Consider the following 19085-nt stretch of genomic DNA (forward strand, 5'->3'; position numbering starts at 1 on the left):
GTCCGGGGTCGACCCGGTCAGGGTCTGCTCACCGCACGCAGGCCGGCGGCGAGGCGCCGAACCGCCTCGTCCGAGGTGGTGGCGTGCGGAGAGACGCGGATCCACCCGTTGCGGGTGGTGGTCACCAGGCCCGCCGCGGACAGAGCCCGGTGGACGTCGAGCGGGTCGCGCCCGGGCAGCCGGAAACAGCCGATGCCACCGCGTTCGGCGGCGGGCAGGTCGTCCAGCAGCACCTGTGCCCCGGCGCCGCGGGCGGTGTCGAGCAGGATGCCCAGGGTCTCCGTGACCCGGTCGCCGATCCGGGTGATGCCCGCGGTCAGGACCAGGTCGATCGCGGCACGCAGCGCGGCGACGGCGGGGTAGTCGGGGTTGGTCAGCGTGTGGGCGATCGCCCCGCGCAGCGGCGGCCGGGGATGGGCGGCGTCTCCGTCGGCGAACGGATCCTCGACCCCCGACCAGCCGCCGAGGCCCGGCAGGAGCCTGTCGGCGACCCGGTCCCGGACGAGCAGTATCGCCGCGCCCCAGCCCGCCCGCAGCCATTTCTGCCCGCCGCAGACGAGCACGTCGGCGGCCTCGACCTCCAGCGGCACCGCGCCGATTCCCTGGATCGCGTCCACGATCAGCAGGCGGTCGGGGCCGAGCGCCTCCTTCAGCGCACCCAGCGGGGCGCGGTATCCGGTCAGCGCGTCGACGGCGCTGATCGTGAGGGCTCCCACGGAGCCGTCGAGGTGCTCGGCGACGATCTCCGGGGTGACGCGGAGGGAGTCGATCCAGCGCACCTGTGTGCCGTCGCGCTCCGCGCGGCGCAGCCAGGGGTAGACGTTGGCGGGGAACTCGCCGCGGGGGACGAGGACTGTGCTCTGGGCGGGCAGCGCGGCGGCGGCGGCGAAGAGGCCGTGGCTGGTGGAGGAGACGAAGGCCACCTCGTGCTCGGCTGCCCGCAGCAACTCCGCGGCGCGGGAACGCGCGTCGGCGGCGACGCTTTCGAACCAGGCCAGAGCCGCCGACGAGTCCCCCCTGCTCAGCCGGGCGGCGTCGATGAGCGTCGTCGCGACCTCATGGGAGGTCGGACCGATCCTGGCGAAGTCGAGGTAGCCCGCGGGCTCACCGAACTGGGTCAGGTAGTCGTCCCAAGTAAGTTGAACGTTCATATTCAATGGGGGAAACACCTCGGGAGGCTTTCGCGGAGTGAGGGGCGGCGCGGTGTCGGAGCAACTGGGAAGCCGTGGAGGGCAGGATGTCTGGTCGAGACTTTTCGGATGCCCGATATGACGGCAAAATTTTGTTTGAACGTTCATATCACGCCACATGGAGGACTTGGCAAGATGTGGACGGGGGAAGTTTTCATAACGGGGCTCCAGATGTGACATGTCACATCTGTTCTCTTGATCGCTCGTCGTCGCCCGGCATCAGCCCTTTCCCGCCCGTGAGGCGTTCGTCCGTGGGGCGCTACGAAGATCCATCCCAATGGTCCGTGTCAACGGCGTCGTTACGGGAATCGGTCATGTTTCGGTCTGCGATCCTTTACGGAGGCACGGGTGGGCAGTCGGGGTGTGATGGCCGTCGTCCTGGGGGCCGCGGTGATGTTCGGGCTGGCGACTCAAGGGGACGACCGGGCGAGGGCCTCCGCCTCGGCGGCCAAGGCGAGGGTCGCCCCGCTCGACAACCCGCGGGGCACGCGCCCCGGTCTGGCCCCCCTCAGATCGGGGCGCGACAGGGTCGTGGCGATCCGGCTCATCAAGAAGCTGCGGGTCAGGAGGATGGGGCCGAAAAGGGGATACACGCGAGCCCGCTTCGGCGACAACTGGGCCGATACGGCCAAGGGCGTGCCGTACGCGCGCAACGGCTGTGGCACCCGAAACGACCTGCTCGCCCGAGACGGCGAGTACGTGAAATACCGACGGGGGTCGCGCTGCGTCGTCGTCTCGATGAAGCTGCGCGACCCCTACACCGGCAGGACGATCCGGTGGCGCAAGCAGCGGCCGGGCGAGGTGCAGGTCGACCACGTGATTCCGCTGTCCTACGAGTGGCGGATGGGCGCCTCCCGCTGGCCGATGGCCAAGCGGCTGCGGATCGCCAACGACCCGCTCAACCTGATCCCCGTGTACGGCGACGCCAACCAGGCCAAGGGCGGCTCGGGACCGGCCTCATGGCTTCCGCCGGTACGCCGGGTGCGCTGCGCCTATGTCGTGCGTTTCGCCCAGGTCGCGGTGAAATACGCCCTGCCGGTCACCCGGGCCGACAAGGCCATCATGCTCGCCCAGTGCCGCTAGGCCACGGGTCCCCACGAGCCGCGCCCGCCGCGATCCCGGTGCCTGCCACGTTTCCCGTGCCCGCCGCGTTCTCGGTGTCCGCCGTATCCCTTGTGTCCCCGTGTCTGCCGCGTCCTCCCGCTCCCCGGGTCCTCCGCGCACGGCGTCCTCCCGCTCTCCGCGTTCTCCCGCTCCCCGGGTCCTCCGTGTACGGCGTCCTCCGCGCACGGCGGAGCGGTGTCCGTCAGAGGCGCCGGAGCAGCGCCTGCTTGGCGGTGATGAACTCCTCCTCGGTGAGCACGCCGTCACGGCGAAGCTCGCCCAGTTCACGCAGGCGGCGCAGGAGCGCGTCCGGGTCACCATCGCCCGAGGGGGCGGGCGCCGCCGGCGCGGCGGCTTCGAGGGCGGGCGGCTGCGAGGCGTCCGAGGGGTGCGGCAGCCGGGCGACGAGGGCGGCGACGAACAACGCGGCCATCCGGGTCTCCTTCTCCCAGCCCCACAGCACCAGGCAGTACGGGTCGTGCTTGGGAGCCAGCTTGTGCGCCGAGCCTCTGACGTGGAAGCGAAGGTGCCCGTTCTCCAGTCCGGCGGACGGGGTCCAGTCCACGCCGGTCAGGTCCCGCAGCGCGAACAGCTGGGGTCCTGCGGACTTCTTGACGCTCTCGACCGACCAGTTCCACTCGACGCGGATCGACTCGCCGTCGAACGTCGCGGTGCCGTCGCCCCCCGGCAACGTCACCGGCAGCTGGGGGCCGGGCAGCAGGTAGCGGTCGCTGGGGCCGTCGGGCACCTGCTCGATCACCAGGGCGTTGCGCACCTCGTCGACGAAGTATTCGGCGACGCCCGTACGGTCGGCGTCGATGACCAGCTGGTAGGGGTCGGCGGTGTCGGCGATCCGCCCGCGCGTCGCGCGGGTGAACGGGTCCGCGCCCTCCCGCAGCCGCAGTCGCAGCCGACCGCCCTTCTTGCCGGGCTCGTAGGCGATGCCGCCCACGGCCGCCAGCGGAACGGCCACCTCGCCCAGCAGCTGCCGCAGCTTGTGCACCCCCCGATCGTGGCCGGGCACGATCCGCAGGATCTCGCCGTCGAACGTCCACGTCCCGTCTCGAACCATGACCTCCGCCATATCGGGATCTTATGGCGATCGTCGCCGATGTACGGGCCCGCCTGACATGCGACTCTGCTCGGGCTCGGGTTCCGGTCGTGCCGGAAGGTCTTCTATCCTTCGAAGTCCACCCGCGACCGGCAGGCGGAGGAACCCCCGTGACCTTTTCGGCCCTGAACCTCGATGAGCTGACCGCTCAGCGTGACCGCGCCCTGCGCGACTACGACGCCCTGGTCCGGCGAGGACTCTCCCTCGACCTCACCCGGGGCAAACCGTCGGGGCGGCAGCTCGACCTGTCCTCCGCCCTGCTGACCCTGCCCGACGGTCACACCGCCGCCGCCGGGACCGACTGCCGCAACTACGGCGGGCTGCAGGGCCTGGCGGAGATCCGGGCGCTGTTCAGCGGCCTGCTGCAGGTGCCCGCCGGCCAGCTGGTCGCGGCGGGCAACTCCAGCCTCTCGCTGATGCACGACTCCATCGTGCACGCCCTCCTGAGCAAGCTGCCGGGCGCCGGGCGCCGCTGGGTGGAGGAGCCGCGGATCGCGTTCCTGTGCCCGGTTCCCGGATACGACCGTCATTTCGCCCTGTGCGAGCGGTTCGGCATCGAGCTCATCGCCGTGCCGATGAACGACGAGGGCCCCGACATGGATGTCGTGGAGCGGCTCGTGAGCGAAGGCCCCCAGGTCAAGGGCATCTGGTGTGTGCCCAAATACAGCAACCCCAGCGGTGTCTCCTACAGTGACGAGACGGTGCGGCGCCTGGCGGCCATGCCCGCGGCGGCGCCGGACTTCCGGATCTTCTGGGACAACGCCTACGCCGTGCACCACCTCACGGACACGCCGGTGGAGATCGCCGACCTGCTGGCGCTCTGCGCCGAACACGGCAACCCCGACCGCGCCTTCGTCTTCGGCTCCACCTCGAAGATCACTTTCAGCGGTGGCGGCGTCGCCTTCTTCGGCTCGTCTCCGGCCAACGTGGCCTGGCTCCTGGGGCACATGGGCAAGGGGACCATCGGCCCCGACAAGATCAACCAGCTTCGCCACGTGGAGTTCCTCCGTGACGAGGACGGCCTGCTGGAGCACATGCGGCGGCATCGCGAGCTGATCCGGCCGAAGTTCGACGCGGTGGACCTGATCCTCGCCAAGGAGCTGGGCGGCACCGGCCTGGCGTCCTGGTCCAATCCGCCGGGCGGTTACTTCATCGCCCTCGACGTGCTTGAGGGCTGCGCGCGCCAGGTCGTGAGCCGGGCGGCCGAGGCGGGCATCGCGCTGACGCCCGCGGGCGCCACCCACCCGTACGGGAACGACCCCCGCGACAGCACCATCCGCATCGCGCCCACCTACCCGGAGCTGGACGAGCTTGAACTCGCCATCGCCGGTCTGGCCGTCTGCGTGCGTCTCGTCGGGACCGAGAAGCTGCTGGCGCAGGCCGAGTAGAGGACGGGCGGGTAGAGGACATCGGGCCACGTCGCGGGCGAGAACAGCGCGATGTGGCCCAACCGATTTGGTGGCTTTTGGACCTTATGGGAAAGTGGCGCGCTCCTTAGAGTGTGATCTACACAGCAGGGTGTGGTCCACACAGCGCTCACGGCGGGCGAGGAGAGCGGGACGCGGCGGTCGGCGTCCACATCACCCGGCTCATCGGTGATGACCAGGGAGCCCCATGTTCAGCAGGATCATCCCCTCCTCGGGACCGCCGCGGGTTCTCGCCCTGGCGCAGTTGACCAACGCCTTCGGCGACGGCGCCTACTACGTGTGCTCGGCGCTCTACTTCACCCGGATCGTGGGGCTCTCCCCGACCCAGGTCGGCTTCGGACTGACCCTCGGCTGGGCCCTCGGGTTCGTGGCGGGGGTCCCGCTCGGGCACCTCGCCGACCGGCGGGGAGCCCGGGGCACGGCGGCGTTGCTGGCCGTGGCGACCGGCACGGCTGTCGGCTCGTTCCTGTTCGTCCGGTCCTTCGCCCTGTTCGTCCTGGCCGCCTGCCTCTACACCTGCTGCCAGTGCGGTCTCGGGGCCGCCCGGCAGGCGCTGCTCGCCGGGCTGGTGGACAAGGCGAAGCGGACCGAGATCCGGGCCTACCTGCAGGCGACGGTGAACGCCGGCCTGGCGGTCGGCGCGGCCATCGGCGGCCTGGCGCTGCACTTCGACACCCGGCAGGCGTATCTGGCGGTCTTCGCGATGGACGCCCTGAGCTTCCTGGCCTCGGCCCTGGTGCTGCTCCGGCTTCCCGTCGTGCCGCCCTCGCCGCCCGCTCCCGCCGGAGAGCCCGCGCTGGCGGTGCTCCGGGACAGGCCGTACGCGCTGATCTCCCTCCTCAACATGATCATGCTGCTCTACATGCCGCTCCTGAGCCTGGTGATCCCGCTGTGGATCGTGCAGCGGACCGCGGCGCCGAGCTGGACGGTGTCGGCGCTGCTGGTGCTCAACACGCTGAGCGTCGTGCTCTTCCAGGTGCGGGTGGCCCGGCGGGTGACCGGCCTGGGCACCGCCTCGCGGGCCGTACGGCATGCCGGCCTGGTGATGCTCGCCTCGTGCGCGGTGTTCGCGCTGTCGGCGGCCGGGTCCACGGCGTGGGTGACCGGAGCCGTCCTGCTCGTGGCGGCCTGCCTGCAGGTGCTGGGCGAGATGATGCAGGCCTCGGGCGCCTGGGAGATCGGGTTCGCCCTGGCCCCGGCGGACAAGCAGGGGCAGTACCAGGGCTTCTTCGGCGCCGGTACGGCGGTCGCGAGGATGCTCGGCCCCCTGCTGCTCACCGCGTTGATCGTCACCTGGGGTCCGCCGGGCTGGTTCCTGCTGGGCGGGCTGTTCCTGCTGGCGGGCTTCGCGATGGGGCCGGCCGTACGCTGGGCCGAGCGGACCCGGGCGGCGGCCCCGGCGACCGGCGTTCTTCGGCAGGTGCCCTCTCCCTGACCGCCGGGGCCGGACGTCCTTCGTGGTCGGCGCCTTTCAGAGGCCATGCCTTTGAGGGGCCGGTGATCTTCAAGGATGGAGTGCGAGGCCCTTGAGCACCTTGTCGACGGCGGTGCGCGGCCCGTACACCGCGATGCCGACCAGCCGGAGTTCGTCACCGGGCACGGCGCGCACCGCAGCCCGGTTGTCGTCGTCGTTGTCGGTCTTGAACAGTTCCTCGGTGTAGAGCGCCACGTCCAGCCCGCGTGCCAGCGCGCGGGAGTGGGCGGCGGACAGGCCCGCGGCGTCGGCCGCGTAGACGAGGACAGGCTGGCGGAACATCGCCAGGTAACGGTTGTCCGATCCGTCGGCGTACGGCTCGCCCATCACCTGCGGCCCGCCGCCCGCCACCCCGCTCGCCAGGAACGCGGTGACGTTGAGCTTCTGCCAGGCGGCGAGGTCCGCACGCACCACGATGCCGATCTTCGTGTCGAAACGCATGGACCCAGCATGGCCACGCCGGTCCCGCCGGTCTTGAACGCTCGTGCGGTGAGCACAATATGCCCATGGCACGTGACTGGTCCCGCTACTGGAGGTCGCCCCAGCGGCGGCTGGAGGCGATGCACGCCCACTTCGAGCGGCATGTCTACCACCGGCACAGCCACGAGACCTATTCCTTCGGCGTCACCGACGACGGGGCGCAGGCGTTCACCTGCCGGGGTTCCGGCCACACGAGCACGGCCGGAATGGTGATGGCGTTCAACCCGGACGAGCCGCACGACGGCCAGGCGGCGGACGCGCTCGGGTTCACCTATCGGATCGTCCACATCGGACCGGAGCTCGTCACCGACGCGCTGACCCAGTCCGCGGGACGCCCCGCCGGGTTGCCGCTGTTCGCCGATCCGGTCGTCCACGACCCGGAGCTCGCCGCCGGGCTGCGCCGCCTGCAGGCCGCTCTTCTCGGTGGGGCGCCCGCGCTGCTGAGCGACGAGCTGCTCGACGCCGTCGTCCTGGCCATGGTGCGCCGCGCGGCCGTCCGCGGCCCAGGACGGCGCAGCACCGGCCGCTCCCCGGGAGCCGCCGTCGCCGGACGGGTGGCCGAGCTGCTCCGGGACGACTACCGAACAGATCTCACCGCCGACGCGCTGGCCACGGCCGCCGGCTCCAGCCGCTTCGCCGTCTACCGCGCCTTCCGGGCGACGTACGGCATGGCGCCGAGCGACTACCAGCGCCAGGTCCGCCTGCACGCCGCCCGCAAGCTCCTGGCGGCAGGCACGTCGATCACCACTGTCGCCGCGGAGACCGGGTTCGCCGATCAGAGCCATCTGACCCGCTGGTTCGTCCGCTCCTACGGGATCACACCGGGCACTTATCGCCGTGCTTCGGGCTGAACCGCCGAGCGTGTCGGGCGAACCGGCGACAACGCGGCCGAGAGAGCCCGTAATACGCCTCTGACCTGCGGTAGGTGCCTTACCGAGAGTCGGGCGACGGGTGTGTTTCATGTCTTGACAGGCCGGTTGCATTCGGGTAATCCGGGAGCTGTGGACCCGATTCGTCGCGGATCCGCCGTGCCGTCAGCCGGAGAGCCCGAGGCGACAGGCCTCCTCTCCGGACGGGCGGAGTGGAGGTGCCTATGGCGACCTACGAATATGTCTGCCCGGACTGCGGTCGGTTCGACGTTCACCTGCCGATAGGAACCGCACCGGCGTCTCGTGACTGCCTCACGTGCGGGCGCGACGCCCATCGCGCCTTCTCTCCGCCCAACATTTACCGGACGCATCCGGCGCTGTCCGGCGCGTTCGATCGCGAGGAGCGGAGCCGGGAGGCGCCCGAGGTGGTCTCCGGCGTTCCCCACCGGCGGTCTCCGCGGCCGCCGCATCCGGCGCTGGCGCACCTGCCCCGGCCGTGAACGGCAGAACACGACACAACACGTTTACACCTACACATCCACTGCATGTCCGGTTCGGCGATGCCTGGGCCCGGCGAAGGCCGGCGTACAGACGCCTACCCGGCTGACATGGTCACGGGCACGGTCGTGTCGCCGCATGGCGTGGATCACGGTGCCCACCTGAATCCCTGTCACAGGCACTAGGGGGTGTCACGGATGGGAGTAGTCGGACTGCTCTACGTCGGCGCGGTGCTCTTCATCAATGGGCTGATGCTCCTGGGCAGGGTCGACCCGCGGTCCGCGGGCATCCTGAACCTCTTCGTCGGAGCGCTCCAGGTCATCACGCCCATCGTGCTGATCATCACCGCTGGTAACAGGGCCGATGCGATCCTCGGCGCTTCGGGGATCTTCCTTTTCGGATTCACCTATCTGTATGTGGGGGTCGGGCTGCTCGGAACCTTCGACACCACCGGGGTCGGTTACTTCTCGCTGTTCGTGGCCGTCATGGCGCTGGGGTACTCGTTCGCGAACTTCCGGGTCCTGCGGGACCGGCCCTTCTCCGTCATCTGGCTCTACTGGGCGTTCCTGTGGTTCCTGTTCTTCCTGCTGCTGGGGTTGAAGCACGCCAACCTGACCACCTACACGGGTTGGGTGACGGCGATCGAGGGATGGGTCACGGCGGCCATCCCGTCGTTCCTCCTCCTCACCGGCTACTGGCAGCGCTGGAACCAGAACATCGTCGCCACGGTCCTGCTCGTTTTCGGCGTGGTGGTGTTCGCGGCCCTGTGGCCGCTGACGAGGAAGCGCGGGGCGCTTTCCAGCCGGGCGGGACCCGCCGGCGGGGAGACGATCCCCGCCCACTAGACCCGCCCGCCGGCCGTTCCCGAGGGTCCGGCCGCGAGCCCGTCCGGGAGGAGGTGATGTGACCCGTCGATGCACCACCGGCGCGCATCCGCTTCGAAAGAGCGCGCATCTGATTCAAGAGGAGGGCTCGTCATGCCAGAAGTCGTGTTCAGCGTGGACCAGGCAAGGTCGATGCGTGATCAGAAAGTACCGGGTCACAACCGATGGCACCCGGACATACCGGTGGCCGCCACGGTGCGCCCCGGGGACGAGTTCCGCGTCGAGTGCCGTGAGTGGACCGACGCCCAACTGCACAACGACGACTCGGCCAACGACGTGCGGGACGTCGACCTCACCCACGCCCACATGCTGAGCGGTCCCATCGGGGTCGAGGGGGCGGAGCCGGGAGATCTCCTGGTGGTCGACATCCTCGATCTCGGCCCGGTGCCCCAGCAGGTCGGCGGCGCGCCAGGCCAGGGATGGGGCTACACCGGCGTGTTCGCCAAGGTGAACGGCGGTGGCTTCCTGACGGACTACTTCCCGGACGCCTACAAGGCGATCTGGGACTTCCACGGCATCTACGCCACATCCCGTCACCTGCCCGGCGTCCGGTACGCCGGGATCACCCACCCCGGCCTGTTCGGCACGGCGCCGTCGGCGGAGCTGCTCGCGAGCTGGAACCAGCGGGAGCAGGCTCTCATCGACACCGACCCGAACCGGGTTCCGCCGCTGGGCCTGCCGCCGCTGCGCGACAACGCCCTCGCCGGAACCGCGACCGGCGAGGTGGCCGAGCGGGTCGCCGCCGAGGGCGCCCGCACCGTTCCCGCCCGGGAGAACGGCGGCAACCACGACATCAAGAACTTCACCCGCGGGGCCCGGGTCTTCTACCCCGTCCATGTGAAGGACGCCAAGCTCTCGGGAGGGGACCTGCACTTCAGCCAGGGCGACGGTGAGATCACCTTCTGCGGGGCGATCGAGATGGGGGGCTTCATCGACTTCCGCGTCGACCTCATCAAGGGGGGCATGGAGAAGTACGGCGTCAGCACCAACCCGATCTTCATGCCGGGCAACGTCGAGCCGCGTTACTCGGAGTTCATGTCGTTCATCGGCGTCTCGGTCGACCACGACACGAACACGAACTACTACCTCGACGCGACGGTCGCCTACCGACGTGCCTGTCTCAACGCCGTCGAATATCTCAAGAAGTGGGGTTACACCGGCGAGCAGGCCTACCTGCTCCTCGGTTCGGCGCCCATCGAGGGTCGGATCAGCGGCATCGTCGACATCCCCAACGCCTGCTGCTCCCTCTACCTGCCCACGGAGATCTTCGACTTCGACGTGCGCCCGAACCCGGAGGGACCCGTCAAGAAGGACAGGGGGCAATGTGCCGTGACGTCCTGACCGGTGGGACGTGACCGGATGAGATTCACAGGCCTGCCCCGTCACGGGGCAGGCCTTTCGGCTGTTCAGGCTCCGGACGAGGAATTGACCTCAAGCATTGTTGAGGTTTTATGGTTCTCCCGTATCGCCCTCTCATCGGAGGCGACGGCGGCCCGCGAGGGATTTCTGTCGGTGCCCTATGGGATCGTCGTAAACCACCCCGGACCCTGGAGACAGCGCGATGGACATGAAAGCGACCGCGTGGACGTCGCTCTACCAGGCGATGAACGCGCAGGAGGAGCGGCGGCCGTTCTCCATGGCCACGTTGCGGCGCATCGGCGGGTTCGCGCGGCCCCGCCGCCGGGCGCTGATGTGGTTCCTGCCGCTGAGCGTCGTGACGGCGGCCCTGGCGGTGGCGACCCCCGTGCTCGCCGGCCGGGTCGTCGACGCGATCGTCAACGGCGAGGCGGCGGACGTCGTCGTGGTCCTCGCCGTGCTCATCGCCGTCATCGCCGTGGCCGAGGCCGGGCTCGGGCTGCTGACACGGTGGCTGTCGGCGAGCATCGGCGAGGGCCTGATCCTCGACCTGCGCACCGCGGTCTTCGACCACGTGCAGCGCATGCCGATCGCCTTCTTCACCCGCACCCGCACCGGCGCGCTGGTCAGCAGGCTGAACAACGACGTCATCGGCGCGCAGCGGGCGTTCAGCGACACCCTCTCCGGCGTCGTCGGCAACCTCGTGACACTGGTGCTCACGCTCGCCGTGATGATCGGGACCTCCTGGCAGATCACCCTGCTCGCGCTGGTGCTGCTGCCGGTGTTCGTGCTGCCCGCGCGGCGGATGGGCACCCGGCTGGCGCGGCTCAGACGCGAGTCGGCCGACCACAACGCCGCGATGAGCACGCAGATGACCGAGCGGTTCTCCGCGCCCGGGGCGACGCTCGTGAAGCTCTTCGGCCGGCCCGCCGACGAGTCGGCCGAGTTCGCCGCGCGGGCCCGGAGGGTGCGCGACATCGGGGTGCGCACGGCGATGGTGCAGTCGGTGTTCGTCACCGCGCTGATGCTGGTCTCGGCGCTGGCCCTGGCCGTCGTCTACGGCCTCGGCGGGTTCTACGCGCTGCGCGGGCGGCTGGAGCCGGGTGCCGTCGTCGCGATGGCGCTGCTGCTCACCCGCCTCTACGCGCCGTTGACCGCCCTGGCCGGCGCGCGGGTGGAGGTGATGAGCGCGCTGGTGAGCTTCGAGCGGGTCTTCGAGGTGCTGGACCTCAAGCCCCTGATCAGCGAGCGGCCGGACGCCCGGAGAGTGCCCGAGGGGCCGGTGTCGGTGGAGTTCGACGGGGTGCGCTTCGGCTACCCGTCGGCGGACAAGGTGTCTCTCGCCTCCCTGGAGGAGGTCACGACCCTCGACACGCGCGGCGGCGTCGAGGTGCTGCACGAAGTTTCGTTCCGCGCCGAGCCGGGGCAGATGGTGGCGCTGGTGGGGTCCTCGGGGGCGGGGAAGTCGACGATCGCGCAGCTGGTGCCGCGCCTCTACGACGCCGAGGAGGGCACGGTGCGCCTGTCCGGTGTCGACGTCCGCGACCTGTCGGCCGAGTCGATCCGCGAGACGCTCGGGATGGTGACGCAGGACGGGCACCTGTTCCACGAGTCGATCCGGGCGAACCTGCTGCTGGCCCAGCCGGGGGCGCCGGAGGAGGAGCTGTGGGAGGTGCTGCGCCGCGCCCGGCTCGCCGACCTCATCGCGGCGCTGCCCGACGGGCTCGACACCGTCGTCGGTGAGCGCGGATACCGCCTCTCCGGCGGAGAGCGTCAGCGGTTGACGATCGCGCGGCTGCTGCTGGCTCGCCCGAGGGTGGTGATCCTCGACGAGGCCACCGCGCACCTCGACTCCACCTCGGAGGCGGCGGTGCAGGAGGCGCTGGGCGAGGCGCTGGCCGGGCGGACCTCGGTGGTGATCGCGCACCGGCTCTCCACCGTCCGGGCCGCCGACCTCATCCTCGTGGTCGAGGACGGACGGATCGTGGAGCGCGGCACGCACGCCGACCTGCTCGCCGCGGGCGGTCGTTACGAGGAGCTGTACCGCACGCAGTTCGACCAGCAGCCGGTCATCGAGGCGGTGCACTGACCGGGCCGCCTCCGACCGGGGCGGCGGGCAGGCGTCGATCATCGATGGCCAGCCGGGCCTCGGCTCGGGCCCATGCCTCCTCCTCGCCGCGAGGGTGGTAGGTGTCGAGTCGTTCGCTGCGCCGTACCGACGCGCGGATGTCGGAGACCAGACCCTGGGCGCGCGCCTGGACCAGGGCGTTGCCCAGGGCGGCGGCCTCCACGGGGCCGGCGACCACCGGCAGGCCGGTCGCGTCGGCGGTCATCTGGCACAACAGCCCGTTACGGGCGCCGCCGCCCACCACGTGCACGACCTCCACGTCCTGGCCGCTGAGCCGTACGGCGTCGCGGATCGTGCGGCGGTAGGCGAGGGCGAGGCTCTCCAGCACGCATCGCACGGTCTCGGCCCGGCCGGCCGGGGGCCGCTGGCCGGTGCACCGGCAGAACGCGGCGATCCGCGCGGGCATGTCGCCGGGCGGCAGGAAGGCCGGGTCGTCGGGGTCGATCACCGCGCGGAACGGCGGGGCATGCGCGGCGGCGGCGAGCAGCCCGGCCAGGTCGGCGTCGCCCCAGGCGCGCACGCATTCCTGCAGGATCCACAGGCCCATCACGTTGCGCAGGTAGCGGATGGTGCCGTCCAGGCCGCCTTCGTTGGAGAAGTTGGCCAGACGGCTCTCCTCGGTCAGGACGGGCCGGGGGAGCTCCAGCCCGACGAGCGACCAGGTGCCGGAGGAGACGTAGGCGAAGCGGCCGGTGCCGGCGGGCACCGCAGCGACCGCCGAGGCGGTGTCGTGCGAGGCCACCGTGATGACCGGGGTCGAGCAGGGCAGCCCGGTCTCGGCGGCGACCTCGGCGCGGAGCGTGCCGGACGCCGATCCCGGCTGCCGCAGCGGCGGGAGGATCGCGGCCGGCAGGCCCAGCCGGCCGGTCAGCTCCCAGGACCAGTCGCCGGTCCGCACGTCGTACAGCCCGGTGGTGGAGGCATTGGTGGTCTCCGCGCCGACGGAGCCGGTCAGCCAGTGGGTCAGCAGGTCCGGGATCATCAACAGCGTTCTGGCGCGGTCGAGGCCCTGTTCGGCGAGCAGCTGGTAGAGCGTGTTGAACGGCAGGAACTGCACGCCGCCGACCCGGTAGAGCGCGTCGGCGCCCAGCTCGGCGGTCACCCGCTCCATGATCCCGGCGGTTCGCTCGTCGCGGTGGTGCACCGGGTTGCCGATGAGCCGTCCGTCGCCGTCGAGCAGACCGTAGTCGACCGCCCAGGAGTCGATGCCGATGGAGTCGACGGGCCCGGCCGCACGCAGCCCGTCGAGCACCCCCCGGTACAGGGCGAGGACGTCCCAGTGCAGGGTCCCCCCGATCCGGACCGGGCGGTTGGCGAACCGGTGCACCTCGGTGAAGCTCATCCGTTCGCCGTCGATCCTCGCGGTCATCACCCGCCCGCTGGAGGCGCCCAGATCCACCGCCGCGTGAACGCTCATTCGTCACTCACCCCTCGTCGTCGGGCGGTCGCCACCGGCCCGCGCCCGGATCGTGAGGGGCACGCGCTCCGGCCGGTCGAGCACGTTCGAGACCGTGCCGGGAGGATCCGCGCGAGCCGGTCGGTCTCCTCGACGCCGACCTCGCCCGCCTACGGTTCCCTTGGCTCGGCATAGATTAAAACGTGTTAGCCATAATGGGCAAGACTCTGCTCGAATCGGGGCTCGGCGCGGTGCCGTTCCTCTCGGCGAGAGTGCCGTAACTCTTTGGAAACAGCCTCTTCACGACCCATTGACAAGTCTTGATTCCCGGAATTAGTGTCCCGGGCAATCTTCTAAAACGTTTTTAACGTGGAAGGGTGTGGCGCGGTCGGCACGGGCACGGCGTGCGCCCGGTTCGCGCACGCCGTGCCCGCGGCGAGGAGACTTTCATGAGCGACGTCAAGGCCGCGCTGCGGGCGCAGGCCATCGAGACCCCCTCCTGGGCGTACGGCAACAGCGGCACCCGGTTCAAGGTGTTCGCCCAGCGGGGCGTGCCGCGCGACCCCTACGAGAAGCTGGCCGACGCGGCGCAGGTGCACGCCTTCACCGGGATCGCGCCGACGGTGGCGCTGCACATCCCGTGGGACAGGGTGGACGACTACGCCGACCTGGCCCGGCACGCGTCCGAGCTGGGCGTGCGGATCGGCGCGGTCAACTCCAACGTCTTCCAGGACGACGACTACCGGCTGGGCAGCGTCACCAACCCCGATCCGGCGGTGCGGCGCAAGGCACTGGACCACCTGCTGGCCTGTGTGGACGTCATGGACGCCACCGGGTCCGGCACGCTCAAGCTGTGGTTCTCCGACGGCACCAACTATCCGGGCCAGGACGACATCCGCTCCCGGCAGGACCGGCTGGCCGAGGCGCTGACGGCCGTCTACGAACGGCTGGGCGCGGGACAACGGTTCCTGCTGGAGTACAAGCTGTTCGAGCCCGCCTTCTACACGACCGACGTGCCCGACTGGGGCACCGCCTACGCGCACTGCCTGCGGCTGGGCGACCGGGCGCAGGTGGTGGTGGACACCGGGCACCACGCGCCGGGCACCAACATCGAGTTCATCGTCGCCTTCCTGCTCCGCGCGGGCAAGCTCGGCGGCTTCGATTTCAACTCCCGCTTCTACGCCGACGACGACCTGATGGTGGGCGCGGCCGACCCGTTCCAGCTCTTCCGGATCATGTATGAGGTGATCCGCGGCGGCGCCCTCTCCGACCGGCACGCCGAACCGGAGCGAGGGGTGGCGTTCATGCTCGACCAGTGCCACAACATCGAGCCGAAGATTCCCGGCCAGATCCGCTCGGTGATGAACATCCAGGAGGCCACGGCCAAGGCACTGCGGGTCGACGGGGACGCGCTGGCGAAGGCCCAGGCCGAGGGCGATGTGCTGGCCGCCAACGCCGTGCTGATGGACGCCTACGACACCGACGTCCGGCCGCTGCTCGCCGAGCTGCGTCAGGAGATGGGCCTCGACCCGGACCCGATGGCGGCCTACGCCCGCTCCGGCTACTTCGAGAAGATCGTCGCCGAGCGTGCCGGCGGCGTCCAGGCGGGCTGGGGCGCCTGATGCCGGTGCCGCGTCCCGCCGTATTTCCGCGTCCCGCCTGCTTCCCGTGGCCCGACTGATTCCGCTTCCGCCGTATTTCCGTGTCCCGCTCGATTCCCGCCTCCTGCCTCCTGCCTCCCGCCTCCTGCCTCCCGAGTCGCCGGAGCCCTCATCGCCGGGCTCTCATCTCGGGGCCCGGTACCGCCGGAACTCCGGGTGGCGAGGCGGGGACCGGAACACCGTGAGATCACTGTTGACTTCCTGGGGGATGTTTCATGTCTTCGCCGGTTGAGAAACTGCTGCGGCGCTCGCACGCGCTCGGTTCCGACCCGCGCAACACCAACTTCGCGGGCGGCAACGCCTCGGCCAAGGGCCTGGCCATCGATCCGGTGACCGGTTCCGAGGTGGAGCTGCTGTGGGTCAAGGGCTCCGGCGGGGATCTCGGCACGCTGGCCGAGGACGGCCTGGCCGTACTGCGGCTGGACCGGCTGCGGGCACTCACCGCGGTGTATCCGGGGGTGGAGCGCGAGGACGAGATGGTCGCCGCGTTCGATTTCTGCGCCTTCGGCAGGGGAGGCGCCGCGCCGTCCATCGACACCGCCATGCACGGCCTGGTCGAGGCGGCGCACGTGGACCACCTGCACCCGGACGCGGGCATCGCGATCGCCACCGCCGCCGACGGCAGGAAGTTGACGGCGCGGATCTTCGGGGACCGGGTGGTCTGGGTGCCGTGGCGCAGGCCCGGCTTCCAGCTCGGCATGGACATCGCCGCGATCAAGGACGCCAACCCGCGGGCCGTCGGCTGCATCCTCGGCGGTCACGGCGTCACCACCTGGGGCGACACCTCCGCCGAATGCGAGGCCAACTCGCTGGACGTCATCCGCACCGCCGAGGCCTACCTCGCCGAGCACGGCAGGCCCGAACCGTTCGGCCCGATGATTCACGAGCCGCTGGCGCGGGCGGCGCGGCGAGAACGGGCGGCGGCGCTGTTCCCCCTCCTGCGGGGACTGGCGAGCACCGACCTGCCGCAGGTCGGCCACTACACCGACACCGCCGTGGTCCTGGACTTCCTGTCCCGTGAGCGCCACCCCGAGCTGGCCGCGCTCGGCACCTCCTGTCCGGACCACTTCCTGCGCACCAAGGTCGCCCCGCTCGTGCTCGACCTGCCCGGCGACGCGCCCCTCGCGGAGGTGACCGTACGGCTCGCGCAACTGCACGCCGCCTACCGCGAGGACTACGCGGCCTACTACCACCGCCACGCCACGGCGGACTCGCCGCCGATGCGCGGCGCCGACCCGGCCATCGTGCTGGTCCCCGGCGTGGGCATGTTCTCCTTCGGCAGGGACAAGCAGACCGCCCGGGTGGCGGGCGAGTTCTACGTCAACGCGATCAACGTGATGCGCGGCGCCGAGGCGGTGTCGTCCTACGCGCCGATCGAGGAGGCGGAGAAGTTTCGCATCGAGTACTGGGAGCTGGAGGAGGCCAAACTCCGCCGGATGCCTTCCGCCAGGCCTCTGGCCGCCCGGGTCGCGTTGGTGACCGGCGGCGGATCGGGCATCGGCGCCGCCACCGCCCGGCGGCTCGCGGCCGAGGGCGCCTGCGTGGTCGTCGCCGACCGTGACATCGCCGCCGCGGAGAAGGTCGCCGCCGAGCTCGATGGCGGAGCCCACCGGCCCGGGGACGTCGCGACCGCCGTACAGGTGGACGTCACCGAGGAGGAGCAGGTCGTCGCGGCCGTCCGGCAGGCGGTGCTGGCCTTCGGCGGTGTCGATCTGATCGTCAACAACGCCGGGCTGTCACTGTCGCGATCCCTGCTGGAGACCAGCGTCGCCGACTGGGACCTGCAGCACGACGTGATGGCCCGCGGTTCGTTCCTGGTCTCCAGGGAGAGCGCGCGCGTGATGATCGACCAGGGCATGGGCGGCGACATCGTCTACATCACCTCCAAGAACGCGGTCTTCGCCGGTCCTGACAACCTCGCCTACGGCGCGGCCAAGGCCGACCAGGCCCACCAGGTCCGGCTGCTCGCCGCCGAGCTGGGCGGGCACGGCATCCGGGTCAACGGTGTCAACCCCGACGGCGTGGTCCGTGGATCGGGGATCTTCGCCTCCGGGTGGGGCGCCAACCGGGCGGCGGTCTACGGCGTGCCGGAGGACGAGCTCGGCGAGTTCTACGCCCGGCGGACTCTGCTCAAGCGCGAGGTGCTGCCCGAGCACATCGCCGCGGCCGTCTTCGCGCTCACGGGCGGACAGCTGTCGCTCACCACCGGCCTGCACATTCCCGTTGACGCCGGGGTCGCCGCCGCCTTCCTGCGGTGACCCCGGCGTCGGTAGCCATCGAGGGCCCCGTAGGGGCTGTCCACGCGGAGATCGCTTCTGGCGGGGGTCGGTCTGGGCCGCCACCTGCGCACGCGGTTCACGCCACCGGTGACATCGCACGCCCGGGCGTCTACGGTAGAAGGCGAGATCTTGCCGGATGGCATGGGCGGCGACGGCGTTGACGACGCGGTCGGCCGCCGGCGCGCCGGCACGTGATCCCGAGATCGTGGCAGCTGAGCCCGGCCAGCACGGCACCCTCCCGCTGCGACCCGGCACACCCTCCTGACCAGGAGAAACGCGCTCTCCGTGGCGGTGGCAGTTTCCTGCACCGCGGGCTCCGCGGCGTATCGTCGCAGGTCGGGGTGGTTCGGGACGCCTCTCTCCGGGCAGAGGACGCATTCCTGTCCAGCGTGTGCCTGACAGGAAGTGGTCATCGGCGGGCAACTTGCTGACTTTGATTTCCCTGGTTCCCGGGCTGTGCATAGCGCAAAGTTGTTTGTGCGAGGACAAATACACGGCCCCAGGGAAAAGGGATTGAAAATGACGAACTCCGCCACCGCCCCGGTCCGCTCCACCGCCGCCAGGATTTCCACCGCTTTCGTCTCCAGCGTGATCGCCTGCGCCGTCGCCGTCGGCGGCTACACCGCCTTCTCCTCCGCCGGCGACCAGGCCCACGTCGCCGCCCTCACGGCGACCACCGGTACCACCTGGGACTCCACCACCGGCACCACCTGGGACTCCACGGACGGCACCACGTGGGACTCCACCGACGGGACCACCTGGGACTCCACCGCCACGACCGCCGGTACCACCTGGGACTGAACGGGGCACTCGGCGAAATGAGCCCCTCAATTGATGCGATAAATCCTTTTGAAACCATAGAAAATTGTAAGAAAAAGGAGGACGACAGGGCGATCATATTTCCGGAAATGACGTAAAGACATCAGACATGGAAGATTGAAGACGTCGTCCTCCGGCCCGACCGGATGAGGACACGACCGGCGCAAGGATCCGCGCCACGACGACCGCGGCTCTCGACACCGCCGCCACCCGTGCTCGACACCCACGGCACTCCGACACGGCAGATCTGCCCACTCACTCCGCGCCATCGCGAGGCGCACCTGCACACTTCGCGCCACCGCGAGGCGCACCCGCACACGACGCTTCCACCGGCCTGCGCCGCCGTGGAACGGAAAGGAACCGACCCGACTACCCGAACCGACCCGACCAGTCCGACCCGACCACCTGA

At 70.4% G+C, this 19085-nt stretch carries 15 protein-coding genes; 11 read left to right on the plus strand and 4 right to left on the minus strand.

Annotation, left to right across the window (positions count from 1 at the left end; translation table 11 throughout):
- Positions 1–17: 17 nt before the first annotated feature.
- Positions 18–1151 (minus strand): aminotransferase class V-fold PLP-dependent enzyme, encoded by a 1134-nt coding sequence (locus ACQPYK_RS02315; protein ID WP_433249400.1) that lies wholly within the window; start codon positions 1149–1151, stop codon positions 18–20.
- Positions 1152–1538: 387 nt separating this feature from the next.
- Here ACQPYK_RS02315 and ACQPYK_RS02320 point away from each other — a divergent pair, with 387 nt between their 5' ends.
- Entirely contained in the window at positions 1539–2273 is a 735-nt protein-coding gene (locus ACQPYK_RS02320; RefSeq protein WP_433249403.1) for an HNH endonuclease family protein, read from the plus strand.
- A gap of 223 nt (positions 2274–2496) precedes the next feature.
- On the opposite strand, the gene ACQPYK_RS02325 is transcribed toward ACQPYK_RS02320, so the two are convergent.
- Positions 2497–3378: a DUF4429 domain-containing protein gene (locus ACQPYK_RS02325; RefSeq protein WP_433249406.1), complete on the minus strand. Its 882-nt coding sequence runs from the start codon at positions 3376–3378 to the stop codon at positions 2497–2499.
- Between the two features lie 137 nt (positions 3379–3515).
- On the opposite strand from ACQPYK_RS02325, the gene ACQPYK_RS02330 reads away from it, so the two are divergent.
- Both ACQPYK_RS02330 and ACQPYK_RS02335 read left to right on the plus strand, forming a co-directional pair.
- Positions 3516–4793, plus strand: a complete 1278-nt coding sequence (locus ACQPYK_RS02330; protein WP_433249409.1) for an aminotransferase class I/II-fold pyridoxal phosphate-dependent enzyme — start codon at positions 3516–3518, stop codon at positions 4791–4793.
- A 226-nt stretch (positions 4794–5019) separates the two neighbouring features.
- Positions 5020–6267 (plus strand): MFS transporter, encoded by a 1248-nt coding sequence (locus tag ACQPYK_RS02335; RefSeq protein WP_433249412.1) that lies wholly within the window; start codon positions 5020–5022, stop codon positions 6265–6267.
- Between the two features lie 69 nt (positions 6268–6336).
- Here ACQPYK_RS02335 and ACQPYK_RS02340 read toward each other — a convergent pair whose 3' ends face one another.
- Positions 6337–6747, minus strand: a complete 411-nt coding sequence (locus ACQPYK_RS02340) for a DUF2000 family protein (protein WP_433249415.1) — start codon at positions 6745–6747, stop codon at positions 6337–6339.
- A gap of 65 nt (positions 6748–6812) precedes the next feature.
- On the opposite strand from ACQPYK_RS02340, the gene ACQPYK_RS02345 reads away from it, so the two are divergent.
- The 5 genes from ACQPYK_RS02345 (at position 6813) to ACQPYK_RS02365 (ending at position 12482) form a co-directional block, all read left to right on the plus strand.
- Positions 6813–7637, plus strand: a complete 825-nt coding sequence (locus ACQPYK_RS02345) for an AraC family transcriptional regulator (RefSeq protein WP_433249418.1) — start codon at positions 6813–6815, stop codon at positions 7635–7637.
- A gap of 242 nt (positions 7638–7879) precedes the next feature.
- Entirely contained in the window at positions 7880–8155 is a 276-nt protein-coding gene (locus ACQPYK_RS02350) for an FmdB family zinc ribbon protein (RefSeq protein ID WP_433249421.1), read from the plus strand.
- A 195-nt stretch (positions 8156–8350) separates the two neighbouring features.
- Complete coding sequence (locus tag ACQPYK_RS02355) at positions 8351–8998, plus strand: AmiS/UreI family transporter (RefSeq protein WP_433249424.1); 648 nt, start codon at positions 8351–8353, stop codon at positions 8996–8998.
- A gap of 132 nt (positions 8999–9130) precedes the next feature.
- On the plus strand, positions 9131–10378 hold the full coding sequence (fmdA, locus tag ACQPYK_RS02360) for a formamidase (protein WP_433249427.1): 1248 nt from the start codon (positions 9131–9133) through the stop codon (positions 10376–10378).
- 220 nt (positions 10379–10598) lie between these two features.
- A complete protein-coding gene (locus ACQPYK_RS02365) occupies positions 10599–12482 on the plus strand; it encodes an ABC transporter ATP-binding protein (RefSeq protein WP_433249430.1) in 1884 nt (627 codons plus the stop codon).
- Here the strand turns inward: ACQPYK_RS02365 and ACQPYK_RS02370 are convergent.
- Positions 12463–13938 carry a rhamnulokinase gene (locus ACQPYK_RS02370; RefSeq protein WP_433249433.1) on the minus strand — a complete coding sequence of 492 codons (1476 nt, stop codon included), beginning with the start codon at positions 13936–13938 and terminating at the stop codon, positions 12463–12465. The two genes, ACQPYK_RS02365 and ACQPYK_RS02370, sit on opposite strands and share 20 nt — an antisense overlap.
- A 428-nt stretch (positions 13939–14366) precedes the next feature.
- Here ACQPYK_RS02370 and rhaI point away from each other — a divergent pair, with 428 nt between their 5' ends.
- The 3 genes from rhaI to ACQPYK_RS02385 all read left to right on the plus strand — a co-directional run bounded on the left by rhaI (position 14367) and on the right by ACQPYK_RS02385 (position 18658).
- Complete coding sequence (rhaI, locus tag ACQPYK_RS02375) at positions 14367–15539, plus strand: L-rhamnose isomerase (protein ID WP_433249436.1); 1173 nt, start codon at positions 14367–14369, stop codon at positions 15537–15539.
- A gap of 254 nt (positions 15540–15793) precedes the next feature.
- Positions 15794–17836, plus strand: a complete 2043-nt coding sequence (locus tag ACQPYK_RS02380; RefSeq protein ID WP_433249439.1) for a bifunctional aldolase/short-chain dehydrogenase — start codon at positions 15794–15796, stop codon at positions 17834–17836.
- Between the two features lie 540 nt (positions 17837–18376).
- Positions 18377–18658 (plus strand): hypothetical protein, encoded by a 282-nt coding sequence (locus ACQPYK_RS02385; protein WP_433249442.1) that lies wholly within the window; start codon positions 18377–18379, stop codon positions 18656–18658.
- Positions 18659–19085: the final 427 nt, after the last annotated feature.

It is taken from the genome of Streptosporangium sp. CA-135522 (genome assembly GCF_050949235.1).
Lineage (GTDB): Bacteria > Actinomycetota > Actinomycetes > Streptosporangiales > Streptosporangiaceae > Streptosporangium.